Below are 13,308 nucleotides of genomic sequence, written 5' to 3' on the forward strand. Positions count from 1 at the left end.
AACAAACCAAAACTATTGGTACCTACAAAATAGTACAAAAATATAGACGGAACTGCAACTATTACTTTTCAGATTCTTCAATAATTAAATGGATAACTGTGCATTTTTGGTAAAAAAAGCCCTGAAACTCAGCATAATGAAAAGGACCACCGTTAATGAAACACTTCCGAGAATCCCGATTAATATCGCAATCTGGTATTCAATAGCGATGAGCGGGCTTATCCCCGACAGGATTTGTCCTGTCATCATTCCTGGAAGGAAGATAATCCCCATCCCGAGCATATTGTTCAAAGTCGGGAGTACTGCCGAGTCGAATGCAGCATCCACATATTTCTTCACAGCCCTCGCCGGAGTCGCTCCAAGCATCAACATTGCTTCAACCTTTTCACGATTACTGCTAATCCCATCATGGAGGTTTTTAAGGGCCAATGTCACTCCAGTCATGGCATTCCCCACGATCATCCCTGCAATTGGAATGAAATACCTCGGTTCATACCATGGCGTGAAATGGATCACGACTACATTAAAATAAAACAAGGCAGCCATGGGACCTGACAACATACTTAGGATAACCATCCTTTTGATTTTCTTATTAAGTGTGGGGGACACTTGCTTAAAAATATTATGGATGGAAAACAGGGCCATCGCACATAAAAATCCTAAAGAAAGTAAAGGGTGTGGATTTTCAAAGATATATGTCAAAACATATCCGGCGAGAATGAGTTGGACCGTCATCCGTACCGTAGCGAGCATGATTTGCTTTTCCCGTGAAATCCCCCGCCATTTCACGATTATGAGCAGAATTACTACAAAGACGTAGGCCGCACAAAGACGCCAGAACTCAATATCTATTATCCCATTCGCCTCCATTAATAGTCACCCTCCTTCGCCTTTTTCAGAACGATCCTCTTTTCAGCACATTTTTCCGCAAGCTGTTTTGAATGGGTTATCATGATGACCGTTCCTTTTTCCCGCTTCACTTCTTCTAAAAAACGGCTCATGACCGTCAGCTCGGCTTCTTCATCAAGAGCCGAAGTCGGCTCATCCAGCAAATACACCTCCGGTTTCAATAAAAGTAACCTCGCCAGTGCCAGCCTCTGTTTCTCCCCGCCAGAAAGATTCTCCGCCCCCTCGTCTAAAGACTTCTGCAACTGGACGGTTTCAAGTGCTTTAACCAATTCGGCTTTATCCTTTTTTTCCCGTTCTGTCAATTCCAGGCCAATCTGTAGGTTTTCTTCAATCGTACCCGGCAAAGTGAACGGTGACTGAGAAAGCATTGTGACTTTACGCCGGAGCTCTATCGGGTTGAATTCATCCAACAACTGATCCTGATAATAGATAGAACCGCTATCCGGGTCATCCATCCTGTTCAATAATCGGAGCAGTGAGGTTTTCCCTGCACCGCTTTCCCCGGTCAAGCAAGTAACCATACAAGCCGATATTCTCAAATCATCAATTTTCAAAATCCCTTTATACCTTATATTTTCAAGCCTAAATATCATTTTACACGCCTCCCTCCCTTACTCCACCATATCATTATAAGAAACTATCATGATATGAGGTAGCGATGCATGTAAAAATTTCAATGATTTTCATTTTCTTTCCCTTTTTTATAGGTTAGTATTATTTTGCCGAATATATCCATGATGGACGTGGAAAACACCTAAATAAATGGAGGGACTTATCATGAACGGAAATTCCTTTTTACACCCTTATCTGAATGTTTTTCTCCTGACTGCACTTTGCCTGATCACGTTGTCTGGCTGCCAGGCTGCCTCAGATAACCTAATTAAGCAATCCCAACAGGAAGATTCAATTTCCAACGAAGACATCCGATCCAGTGCGGGTTCTTCAAATGAAGAAAAAGGCAAGACATTCACAGCCGAGATCATTAAAGTTGTTGACGGAGATACAGTAAAAATCAAAATGGCTAATGGAAATGAAGAAACGGTCAGGCTCCTTTTGGTAGATACTCCAGAAACCGTGCACCCATCCAAGCCCGTTCAGCCTTTTGGACCTGAAGCAAGCAAATTCACCAAGGAACTAATGCCAGCGGGTTCTGAAGTGGAAGTAGAAACCGGCATAGGCGAAAGAGATAAATATGGCCGGCTGCTGGCCTATTTTTATGTTGAAGGTAAAATGGTGAATAAACTCCTGCTTGAAAAAGGACTGGCCAGGGTAGCCTATGTTTATGCACCGAACACGAAATATCTAGATGAATTGGAAAATATTCAGAAACAAGCCCAAAAAGACGAAATCGGTATTTGGTCAATTGAAAACTATGCAACTTCAAAGGGGTTTGATGATTCGAAGTCCATAGAAGCTTCAGTGGAAAAGCCAACTGCATCTTGCAGTAACCCGCAAATTAAAGGGAATATAAACTCTAAAGGCAACAAAATATATCACATTCCTTCGGGCCAATATTACGAAATAACCAAACCGGAAGAAATGTTTTGTACCGAACAAGACGCACAGGATGCCGGATTCCGAAAATCGCAAAGTTAATAAATTCAACTGTGCCCAGCCTCATCAAAGCAAGCGCCTGTGTGGTCTCGGCTAGCCAGTTTTTCGGCAGTAGTGTCGCATATTTCTTCAATCCAATAAGGATTACACTATAAAAACATGAAGGATGATCTGGTCTTGTTTTAAAAACAGGGTTCGGGATGTGACCCAGTCAACCTCCCTTTATCGACAAACGGAGCATTCATGTGTATATGGTTTTACATTGAATGAAGAGGGAAAACTAAAAGAATAAGTAGTGAATTGTTTCGGCACATCCAATATCAGGATGTGCTTTTTCATTTTTTCACCTCTTTCAAGATTATCTGAATCTCCGTTTTTTCCTTCAATAAGGTTCTCTTTAACTCCCTTAAAACCCACTATTTATTCCTTCCATTTTTCCGTTATGCCATTTGGCTATATCCGATCGATTTATTTATGGTAGAAGCACCCGGGAATACAGGAAAGTGCACTTTTTAGAGGTGGCTTGTTTCATGGAAGATTTCTCAGCACTAACGTCTGAATTCACGCCGATGATCCATCATATAATCCGCTCACTTTCCATCTATAAAAATAAGGAAGAATATTTTCAAGTAGGATTGATTGCTTTATGGGAGTCATATGGCAAATTCGATGAGGAATACGGTCAGTTCTCCAACTATGCCTTTACGGTAATCAAAGGCAAAATTCTGAACGAATTAAAGCACCACCATAAATATGAAGCCCACACCGAACCATTTGATTCCTTCATACTAGAGATTAAAGATCCATTTTCAATACACGATGAGGCCTTTGCCATCGATAATATCCTAACCTACACGGATGGATTGACACTGAATCAGCAACGCTGGCTTTTACAGACGTATTTGGAGAATAAAACGGTGACTGAAATTGCTGAAGTATATCAAGTTAGTACCGCAGCCGTCAAATCATGGAGAAGGTCCGCTTTAAATAAATTAAGGAAACAATTAATTTTTCCATAATGAATAATTTAGGGTGGCTCAATCATGAGCCACCCTAAAAAAATATCCATTAACTTCTCGCTTCTTCTAAATACGTATAAATTATCACACCGTTATGTTGAGCATTCCCCCGAAAATGTTTAAAGTCTTCCCTTTTAACAAGAACCTCACGAAAAGGTAAAAATTCTTCTTTTGTTATCCTAAATTCATCCATTTCCCGATTTGCCAGTTTATCGAGTACATCTTTTGCTTCTTCTGCATTCATAAGATTATCCTCCTTAATTATCAAAAGTTCTATCATTTCTACAGGAGAAATTCCGTTTTTATTTTAACATAAGCATGCCACTTAATATAATTCAGAACTTTTTAAGGCCCACCGCTACATAATTCTTTACGAATGCTTTAAAATAGTGCAAACTGTATAGTAAAATATCATAATGTAAAATGATTGGCATTTTTTGTACATAGAATTACATACTGGTACGCATAACTGCGTTCACAAGATATACCAAATTATGCCACATCATTACAACTGCTCCATTACAAGAAACCGTACCTTCCTTTAAAAGTTTAGCTTACTGTACCGACATAAGAGATAACTTTCTCTCTTACCAGCACTTCCCATGTCAAAATCTAAACCGCAAGATGTTCGAATAATCCAATTACTCCATAGTTACTTTTTGATCATTGGAAACAAAATGGGAAAGGATGATTACCATGAAGAAAGCGGAAGTTGGAAATATCATTGAATTTAGAGAAGGCTTAAAAGGAATCGTCGAGAAAGTGAACGAGAACTCAGTAATCGTGGACGTCACGTATATGGAAAATTATCGTGATTTGGAACTTGAACAGAAAACCGTCGTCAACCATAAAAATTATAAAATCATAGGATAATTCAATGTACCAAAACGGGATGGTTACTAGATGACCATCCCGTTTTTCACTTTATCGCAATCCTGCGAATTGATTCTCCCGTTTTTTGTAACCATTTCCATTTCATGCCGTCTAATTCATTAAAGGGTAAAACACCTGTATGTGATACAGGTATATCCAAATTCAGATAGGAATTTCTATCAGAAAGATGAGGGAAACACATGACTAGTTGGACACGTTATATTGGCTGTGTCACATTCGCCGCTTTTCTTGTGACTGGCTGCGGTACGACCACAGACGAAAATGCAGATGAGCCACAGGAAGACTCAGTTAAAGAGGGGAACGAAGGCAATACTTCTAAAGGAGATAATCACAATAACCGAAGTGATAACAAAGTAAGACTGATGGAGCAAAACCTGCAGTATACAATTAACGGGGAAGCAAAAGAAAAAACAGCTTTCCTAAAAAAAAGTGAAAATCAGCCGTTTAGCCTTTATGTTTTGCAACAATTCAGATTAAGTGCCGAAGAACCAGGAAAGGATATTGTGTTCCTGACTGAAGATGACTCCATTTATATGAGAATCGAATTGTTGAAGGCGGATGTCAATTGGGATGAGGTGGAAAAAAATGTTCAAGCCCAGCTGAAAAGCATTTCAGAAACAATTAGCGATCCTTCACTTGATGTCGAGGGCGGAACGGGCTTTGAAGTGGAAAGCGGTGATGATGTGATCACTTCCATATTGCTCAAGGATGAAAAATCACCCGTCCGCTTAACTATATTCACGAAAAAAGATAGAGATTACCGTGATGCTTTTCTAGAGATGGCTAAGACGCTGATGAAAAGGTGAACATCCATTATACCCTGATACGGAGGGCTAAGCTAAGGACAGGCCCCCCGTGCTTCATTACTCCTTAACCGCCTTGCTTTTCCAGACCAATATTAAAAAAAGGAGGCTTATGTATCCAAAAACCGGATAAATGTATCCTAGTAACCTTCCATATCCGAATTCACTGATGATCAAAGCTATTAAAAAAATCACCGCTATGATCACCATGCTTGGCAATTTAATATAATTGCTGATTTGCCTCTGTAATCCATATATGTTTCCGATGACCGAAGTGAATATCTCCCCGTAAATCACCAAAATGAACATCCAATATAACTGACTGGCTGCAGTTCTCATAATAACCGCTGAAGGAATTTCATATTTATTCACGTCAGGAAGTGTCATAAGCGAAAAATGTCCCGTCAATAAAATGATCGTCAGGAATATCCCCCCAAGAATTGCACCATGTTTAATGACCTTCTCATCTCGAACTTCATACGCAACCGGAACCAGCACAGCCTGTGCCAAAGCAAGGTTAAAGGCTGTATAGGCAAATGGTGACAAAATCATTTTCACGGTGATCACTTCATCAGGAACTTTTGTAAGTGTCTTAAAGAAATCACCATTATCCAAAGTCGAGAAAAAAAGGATCAAGCTAAAGCAGATCATGATTGGTACAACAAAAGAGTTCACAGTGAAAACACCGCGCATGCCCATCATCAGGACCAAGGATGCCAGTATGATCGTAGACCAACTTCCTATACTTTTAGGCACGCTAAGTTGTTCTTCAAAAACGGCACCTGAACCCGAAATCATGACAGCCGTCACCCCTAACAGCATGATAAGGAAAAAGAAGTTGATGATTCCCGCTATTTTCCTCCCAAAAAGAAATTGATTGAACTCCTCATAAGAAGATGCTCTTATCCTTGCGGAAATGAGCATGATTTTCGTCCCAGTGAAAATGAAAATATAACCTGCTATTAAAATCCCGATAAAGCCATAAAAGCCATAACGGGTAAAAAACTCGACAATCTCTTTTCCAGTTGCAAATCCTGCACCGACGACTGTGCCTACATAAACGGCTGCAATCTGAAAACTCCCTGACCACCTTGACAGCATACTCTCCCCTCCTCCCTACATTTATATGTAAGGAAGAGACATTTAAGACAAGCCGAGCAATATTCCTTTCGTCGGCTGTTTTTTCCCGGGCTAACATTCTCTCATTGTGAAGCCTGAAACCTCCTATGCATTTCTCTGTGGAGCTTAAATCAGCACTTTTCATGCCCAACATTCCGAACGTATGAAAGATTAAAAAAAAACGCTTGGAATCATCTCCAAGCGTTCGTATCATACAGCCTAATATTTCATAATGCCTTATCATCTACAGTGGAGAGCCATTCGTCTATCACCTTCACAACGGACTGTACAGTACCGTCATCAAATGGGGATTTCAGATTCGCAGATTCAACAAGATCGAGAAAAGACTTGCTGCCTCCAAGTTGGCACAGATTCAAATAATCCTTCCAAGCCGTTTCATCTTTTTCAGTCGACCTTTTCCAAAATTGGAAAGCACAAATCTGGGCCAATGTATAGTCGATATAATAGAAAGGTGATTGATAAATGTGGCTTTGCCGCTGCCAATACCCGCCATTCTCCAAGAATTCATTTCCTTCATAATCGCGATGTGGCAAATATTCCATCTCGATCTTACGCCAAGCCTGCTTTCTTTCAACGGGGGAGGCATCAGGATTTTCATAGACAAAATGCTGAAATTCATCAACAGCTACCCCATACGGGAGGAATATGAGGGCACCGCTTAAATGGGAAAACTTATACTTTTCCGTATCTTCCTTGAAAAACAGCTCCATCCATGGCCAAGTTAAAAATTCCATGCTCATCGAATGGATTTCACATGCTTCATATGTAGGCCAATAATACTCAGGAATGTCAAGTTCACGGCTGCGATACACTTGGAATGCATGACCTGCCTCATGCGTCAAAACATCTATATCCCCGGAAGTGCCGTTGAAATTTGAAAAGATGAATGGAGCTTTATAGTCTTCTATAAAAGTACAATAGCCACCGCTTTCTTTTCCTTTCTTCGCCACAAGGTCCATCAGGTCATTATCAATCATAAAGTTGAAAAACTGATTAGTTTCAGGCGAAAGCTCCTGGTACATCCTTTTCCCATTTTCGATGATCCAGTCAGCATCGCCTTTTGGAATGGCATTACCCGTTCTGAAATGAAAATTCTCATCATAATAGTTCAGTTTCTCCAACCCAAGACGTTCGCCCTGACGACCCTTCAGCCGGGTGACAAGCGGTACCACTTCCTCTTTCACCTGCTTGCGGAATGCAGCAACCATTTCAGCATCATAATCAGTCCGTGTCATTCGATAATACCCAAGTTCCACGAAATTCCCATAACCTAGCGCTGTCGAAATCCCATGCCTCACCTTGACAAGGTCATCGAATATACGATCCAATTCCGCCTGCTTTTCTTCAAAGAAACCGTAATATGCCTCACTTGCATTTTTCCTTAACTCACGGTCCGAGGACTCCATAAAAGGCTGGAGCTGCGCAAGTGTTAATTCTTTTCCATCAAAGTGAATTTTTGCAGAGGCAATCAATTGAGAATATTCACTTGATAATTTATTTTCTTTTTGCAGCTGTGGTATGATTTCGGGCGAAAAAGTTTTGAGTTGGGCCTCTGCCAGGTCAAATAGTTGAGTTCCCCATTTCTCCTCAAGCTCCTTACGATATTTCGAGCGAACGAGTTCATTGTAAAATTTTGAGGTTAGCTCTTCCATTTCAGGGGAGAAGTCATCTAAATAATCATTCTCAGCTTTATAAAAATCATCATTGGTATCAATGGAATGCCGTATATAGACCAAATTAAACATCGTACCTACATAATTTCGGATTTCATTTATTTCTTCCATGGCTTTTATTTGCGCATCAGCATTAGCAGCGTCAGTAAACTTTTCCAAAGCTTTCATGAATCGGGTTTTAATTTCATCCATTTCAGGACGTTTATATTCATACTCATTAAATTTCATATGTACGCTCCTTTTCACGATATAAAAACATTTTTTCAACCTGAGTAACATTATTCATCGAATTCGTTTTCAAGACACATTCACCATTATCGCGGTTATCGTAATATAATTTAATTCGCCACAGCGTATTAAAAACCTTTATGTCCTCAAAACAAATTCAGATTTTTCAGACATGAAAAACCAGCACCTGTCGTCAAATCCGGGTGCTGGTTCTTTAGCTAATTTTGAGCGGAATACCCAATCTTTTTAAGCAATTCGATAACGGTGGCCTTTTCATCGTGCGTAAGTACACTCATGATATCATCGATTCTTTTTTCATGCTCAGGAAATACTCCTTCAATAAAGGCCTTTCCTTTATCCGTTATTTTCGCAAAGGTTACACGGCGATCCTCTTTACATGCAATTCGCTGTAGATATTCCTTCTGTTCAAGTTTATCCACGACATAGGTAATGCTGCCGCTAGCTAGCAGGATTTTTCCGCCTATTTGCTGTAGGGGCTGATCCCCTTTATGATAAAGTAATTCCAGTACTGCAAACTCAGTTGGATTCAAACCCTCTTCAGCTATATGTTTATTTACCACATCATTTATTGATCGATGGGCTCTAGACATCACAATGAACAGTTTCAAAGACTGTTGGATGTTATTATTCTCCATAACTTCACAACCTTAAAAATTTTTAATTAAAATATCTTGAATTAAAAGTTATTATATGACATAAAGGCTTTTTTGTCAATCTACCCTGTTAGTATGCACTATTGTTTAATCATTCATTTTGATATACTTGAAAAAAAAGCTAAAGTAGTGACAATCATGAAAACAAGGCATAAATTCACCACATATCTACTTATTGTTATTTTACCATTAATTATTCTCTCAATCACTTATTGGGTGCATTTAGAACGTTCCATTCAAAAAGAAAGACAGCAACAAGCTGAATGTGCGGGAACGGTTTATCAAGAATACATAGATCAAGTTATCAGAGAAACGAAGGAAAACCTTGAGCTGCTTAGCCTTAGCAGTTCCGTGCTTTATATGGATAACAAGAAAACCGAACTTCTTATGAAATGGATCAAAGATACAGATTCCAGGTATGCCGGAATATATTGGCTAAATCGTGACGGTGTCTCCATTTCAGGGACGAATAAGAATTTCAATCATTACTATTTAATTGAAGAGAATGATATAGAACTTGCAGTAAAAACCCAAAAAGCCGTTGTCGTAGGAACAAAGGAGCTATATAACCCTGATTACAATTATTTTTCCATTTTTGCTCCCATTCTGGATCATGATAAAAAAGTGCAAGGGTTTTTATTGGCACATATCAGGCTGGATCATATGGAAAATATATTAAAGATTCTCAGCCCTGGTCATACCTTTATATTGGAAACAAAGGACAAAACCCGAATTTTAGATAGAAATGCCGGCGGATTCACTGGACATTCTAAATGGGTGGATGTTCCTTTGACCGAAGTCGATTGGAAATTGTCCGTCAAAGTGCCCGACAAGATTAACACAAATAACATGAATGTATTTTTAATGCTTGTCTTTTTCACCTTCTTTTTTACTCACATGATTTATACCATCGTGGAGGAGCTGATCGTTCGCAGGAATACCAAAAACCAAAAGTTACTAAACGAAAGGCAAAAAATAGATTTTGTAGGTACATTGGCTGCCAGTACTGCACATGAAATAAAAAACCCACTTACCGGCATAAAGGGGCTAGTGCAGTTATTGGTTGAAAAACACCCTGAAGAACAAGATCAGTTCTATTACTCTGTCATCATGAAGGAAATTGAACGGATCAATAGTATCGTCAGCGAATTTTTGATTTTAGGGAAGCCGATGGCCCAGACTTTATCCTTATATGATATCCGCAGCATCATTGCTGAATTGAGACCAATAATAGAATCAGAAGCACGTCACTTCAATATTGAAGTGGAATGGAATATCCTAAAGGAGCCGATCCTGGTTCATTGTACAAAGGACCAACTCAAACAAGTCATTCTCAACATTGCCAAAAACGGTTTCGAGGCCATGGAAGTTGGGAAAAAGTTATGGATTCGAATTCACCATGAAAATGAATGGGCTAAAATCATGATCATCGACACCGGGCAAGGACTGAATGAAAAAGAAATAGGTAAAGTGTTCGATCCCTTCTATACATCGAAAAAGGAAGGAACAGGATTAGGGCTATTTGTGTGTAAACGAATAATTGAATCTTTTAACGGTACCATCGAGTTTTCAAGTAAACCTCTTAACGGTACAACCGTAACAATCAGCTTACCGCTGATAAAGAACCGCCCTTAGCAATACTTTGAAGAGTTTCATTTTTTTATGAAGACTAGTAACGATTCCGATTTAAAGGTGTCATGCATACGGTGCATGCTTCTTGAATCTATTTATGGAAAAGGTAAAAATCTTAATCAGGAAGAAGGAAATATACAGATGGGAAGTATCGCTGCCATTAAAACAAAACCGCAAAAACAAGATATGACTCTGAAAATCATGATCATCATTGGAATATGCCATCTAATGAATGATTCTCTTCAGGCCGTCGTACCGGCCATGTTCCCAATCCTCGAAAAATCAATGTCGCTAACATATACACAGCTGGGAATGATTGCATTCTGCCTGAATATCGTCTCATCGCTCCTGCAGCCGGCAGTTGGGTTCTATACGGATAAAAAGCCATTTCCATATGCATTGCCCATTGGGTTGACCAGTACTTTAATCGGGGTCATCATACTCGCAATTGCCCCAAACTATACCATTATCCTTGGTGCAGTCATCTTGATGGGCTTAGGGTCGGCCATATTCCATCCGGAAGGCTCCAGGGTTGCCTATATGGCAGGCGGACCAAAGAGAGGCCTGGCACAATCAATTTATCAGGTCGGCGGGAATAGCGGGCAGGCACTTGCCCCACTCATCACAGCCATCGTGCTTGTTCCTTTTGGTCAAAAAGGCGCACTCTGGTTTGCCCTGGTTGCCTTAATGGCCGTTATCCTATTGCTGTATATTGCCAAGTGGTATTCCCAAAAATTAGTTCACTTCCAGCCTAAAAAGCTTGCTGCAAAAATAATCAATAAAGAGCGGTCCCATAAAGTGGCCAAAGCCCTAGTATTAATTTTATTCATAATCTTTGCCCGTTCCTGGTATGTATCATGCATGACGAACTTTTACAGTTTTTATTTGATCGATCAGTATTCATTCACGATAAAATCCGCACAATTTTTCCTATTTGCCTTTTTGGCCGCCGGTGCTGTAGGTACATTTTTCGGAGGTCCGCTTGCTGATAGATTCGGGCGTAAAAATGTCATTTTCTTTTCTTTCGCTGCCAGCATGCCAATAACCGCACTTTTACCATTCGTACCTCCTACAGCCGCTTTTATTTTATTATTGATGGCGGGATTCATTATAATGAGCAGTTTTTCCGTCACTGTTATATACGCACAGGAATTGGTCCCGGGAAAAGTCGGAACGATGGCAGGCTTGACAGTGGGGTTAGCCTTTGGAATGGGTGCCATTGGATCCGTTTCATTGGGAGCCATTGCAGATATAATTGGAATCGACTCCATGATTAAGCTAGTGGGATTCTTGCCATTATTGGGGATCATCAGCATACTGCTGCCGACTGATCTGACATTGAAAAAATGGTATACAGAAGACTGACTGCAAAATAGTTTTTTTCCTGGAACATTTTCTTTATGTCTAAATACAATAAATTATTGTTCCACCCAAAAATTCACTAATGAGTAACGTTAAGTACCATAAAAAGGAGAAATTTATGAGTGGAGTTTTATTAGGCAGCATCCTATCTGCTATGTCTACAGGGCTTGGTGCGTTACCAATCTTGTTCATTCAAGGTTCAATCACACATCGATTCAGAGACACGCTTCTGGCATTTACGGCTGGAATTATGATGGCTGCTTCGTTATTGAGCCTGATCCCGGAGTCTCTGGCCACCGGAGGGTATATGCAGCTAGTCATTGGGGTTTTTCTCGGGGTGATGACATTAACGATCATGGAAAAAAACATTCCTCATATCGATCTCAGCCATACGAAAAGTGGCATTCAGTTCGATGAAAAGGCTTTGCTCATCATCACTGCCATTACACTCCATAATATTCCTGAGGGTCTTTCTGTTGGGGTCAGTTACGCCTCTGATACTGCAGAGACAGGTAACTTGATCGCTTTTGCCATCGGCCTGCAAAATGCTCCGGAAGGCTTACTAGTCGCCTTGTTTTTAATTAATCAAAAAATCGGTAAACTCACAGCGTTCCTGATAGCAACCTTAACCGGTACCATCGAAATAATTACCGGCTTACTAGGTTTTTATTTAACCTCTTACATTGGGTTCCTGGTTCCATACGGCCTAGCTTTCGCCGCCGGGGCCATGCTTTTCATCGTTTATAAGGAATTGATTCCTGAAAGCCATGGGGATGGTAATGAACGCTCATCTACCTATTCCTTCATTGTCGGCCTTTTGTTCATGGTCATATTATTGGAAGTTTTGTAATTCCCGAACTTCCATGGCTGGCTCCATCAAGTGAGTCAGCTCTTACTTTTTATTTATCAGTTAATCCATTCAGAAAAATTAAGACTTCTAAACCAATCCCGATGCATGAAGGACACCTTCTGGTGGCCTCCCCTCGATATATACCCCAAATCCATAGGAAATTCAAAAGATATATTGTCTTGTTTATATAAGTCTTTCATTAATTGTTTTCATATGTTTGCAAAGGTTCATTTCACCAGAAAGCACACAAAGTTGCTTGTCTCCTTGCCTGCTACTTTAAAAAGTCATGCATGCATTCAAATCCCCTCTAAAAGGTAATGTCGTCATTAAAGGGCTGCTGCACAATAACAACCATCTCTTCTCGCTTATTTCTCACTTCCACTGATGAATGATGTTGAAGGATCAAATACTCATTTATAAGTTTGTCAAGTTGCTCACTTTGGCGAAGGGTATACTCATGATTTAGTCCATACATTTTGGCCAACTCCATCATTTCCCAACGCTTCATTCGAATCTCAGAACAAATTTCCGTTGCACACCTAGAATTCATAACAACATTCACTACTCCTG

The 13,308-nt window shown here is 40.0% G+C and carries 14 protein-coding genes; 7 read left to right on the forward strand and 7 right to left on the reverse strand.

Features of this window, described 5'->3' with window-relative positions:
• Positions 1 to 84 precede the first annotated feature (84 nt).
• Together ACFX4I_RS00270 and ACFX4I_RS00275 are read right to left on the reverse strand one after the other, a co-directional pair.
• Positions 85 to 870, reverse strand: a complete 786-nt coding sequence (locus ACFX4I_RS00270; RefSeq protein ID WP_377418273.1) for an ABC transporter permease — start codon at positions 868 to 870, stop codon at positions 85 to 87.
• On the reverse strand, positions 870 to 1,499 hold the full coding sequence (locus ACFX4I_RS00275; RefSeq protein ID WP_309519363.1) for an ABC transporter ATP-binding protein: 630 nt from the start codon (positions 1,497 to 1,499) through the stop codon (positions 870 to 872). Before ACFX4I_RS00275 ends, ACFX4I_RS00270 begins: the two co-directional genes overlap by 1 nt.
• Before the next feature lie 187 nt (positions 1,500 to 1,686).
• On the opposite strand from ACFX4I_RS00275, the gene ACFX4I_RS00280 reads away from it, so the two are divergent.
• Entirely contained in the window at positions 1,687 to 2,505 is an 819-nt protein-coding gene (locus tag ACFX4I_RS00280) for a thermonuclease family protein (RefSeq protein ID WP_377418276.1), read from the forward strand.
• A 488-nt stretch (positions 2,506 to 2,993) separates the two neighbouring features.
• On the forward strand, positions 2,994 to 3,482 hold the full coding sequence (locus ACFX4I_RS00285; RefSeq protein ID WP_230303528.1) for a sigma-70 family RNA polymerase sigma factor: 489 nt from the start codon (positions 2,994 to 2,996) through the stop codon (positions 3,480 to 3,482).
• A gap of 49 nt (positions 3,483 to 3,531) precedes the next feature.
• Here ACFX4I_RS00285 and ACFX4I_RS00290 read toward each other — a convergent pair whose 3' ends face one another.
• A complete protein-coding gene (locus tag ACFX4I_RS00290; RefSeq protein WP_098371164.1) occupies positions 3,532 to 3,726 on the reverse strand; it encodes a hypothetical protein in 195 nt (64 codons plus the stop codon).
• A 452-nt stretch (positions 3,727 to 4,178) separates the two neighbouring features.
• On the opposite strand from ACFX4I_RS00290, the gene ACFX4I_RS00295 reads away from it, so the two are divergent.
• Together ACFX4I_RS00295 and ACFX4I_RS00300 are read left to right on the forward strand one after the other, a co-directional pair.
• Positions 4,179 to 4,355 carry a YkvS family protein gene (locus ACFX4I_RS00295; RefSeq protein WP_064505160.1) on the forward strand — a complete coding sequence of 59 codons (177 nt, stop codon included), beginning with the start codon at positions 4,179 to 4,181 and terminating at the stop codon, positions 4,353 to 4,355.
• Between the two features lie 200 nt (positions 4,356 to 4,555).
• The gene (locus tag ACFX4I_RS00300; protein WP_377418279.1) at positions 4,556 to 5,182 is read left to right on the forward strand and encodes a hypothetical protein; all 627 of its coding nucleotides are present in this window, start codon (positions 4,556 to 4,558) and stop codon (positions 5,180 to 5,182) included.
• A 57-nt stretch (positions 5,183 to 5,239) separates the two neighbouring features.
• Here ACFX4I_RS00300 and ACFX4I_RS00305 read toward each other — a convergent pair whose 3' ends face one another.
• From ACFX4I_RS00305 to ACFX4I_RS00315, 3 genes are all read right to left on the reverse strand, one after another.
• A complete protein-coding gene (locus tag ACFX4I_RS00305; protein WP_377418281.1) occupies positions 5,240 to 6,280 on the reverse strand; it encodes a YkvI family membrane protein in 1,041 nt (346 codons plus the stop codon).
• Positions 6,281 to 6,525: 245 nt separating this feature from the next.
• Positions 6,526 to 8,220, reverse strand: a complete 1,695-nt coding sequence (locus ACFX4I_RS00310) for a M3 family oligoendopeptidase (protein WP_377418284.1) — start codon at positions 8,218 to 8,220, stop codon at positions 6,526 to 6,528.
• 218 nt (positions 8,221 to 8,438) lie between these two features.
• Complete coding sequence (locus tag ACFX4I_RS00315) at positions 8,439 to 8,876, reverse strand: MarR family winged helix-turn-helix transcriptional regulator (RefSeq protein WP_076366852.1); 438 nt, start codon at positions 8,874 to 8,876, stop codon at positions 8,439 to 8,441.
• Between the two features lie 156 nt (positions 8,877 to 9,032).
• On the opposite strand from ACFX4I_RS00315, the gene ACFX4I_RS00320 reads away from it, so the two are divergent.
• The 3 genes from ACFX4I_RS00320 (at position 9,033) to ACFX4I_RS00330 (ending at position 12,738) form a co-directional block, all read left to right on the forward strand.
• Positions 9,033 to 10,529: an ATP-binding protein gene (locus ACFX4I_RS00320; protein ID WP_377418287.1), complete on the forward strand. Its 1,497-nt coding sequence runs from the start codon at positions 9,033 to 9,035 to the stop codon at positions 10,527 to 10,529.
• A gap of 138 nt (positions 10,530 to 10,667) precedes the next feature.
• The gene (locus tag ACFX4I_RS00325; protein WP_283933056.1) at positions 10,668 to 11,891 is read left to right on the forward strand and encodes an MFS transporter; all 1,224 of its coding nucleotides are present in this window, start codon (positions 10,668 to 10,670) and stop codon (positions 11,889 to 11,891) included.
• A gap of 115 nt (positions 11,892 to 12,006) precedes the next feature.
• Positions 12,007 to 12,738: a ZIP family metal transporter gene (locus tag ACFX4I_RS00330; protein WP_230303533.1), complete on the forward strand. Its 732-nt coding sequence runs from the start codon at positions 12,007 to 12,009 to the stop codon at positions 12,736 to 12,738.
• A gap of 307 nt (positions 12,739 to 13,045) precedes the next feature.
• On the opposite strand, the gene ACFX4I_RS00335 is transcribed toward ACFX4I_RS00330, so the two are convergent.
• Positions 13,046 to 13,288, reverse strand: coding sequence for an aspartyl-phosphate phosphatase Spo0E family protein (locus tag ACFX4I_RS00335; protein WP_214790553.1), 243 nt, complete (start codon positions 13,286 to 13,288; stop codon positions 13,046 to 13,048).
• Positions 13,289 to 13,308 lie beyond the last annotated feature (20 nt).

The organism is Peribacillus sp. YIM B13472, from assembly GCF_042788005.1.
In the GTDB taxonomy this organism is placed as follows: domain Bacteria; phylum Bacillota; class Bacilli; order Bacillales; family DSM-1321; genus Peribacillus; species Peribacillus simplex_E.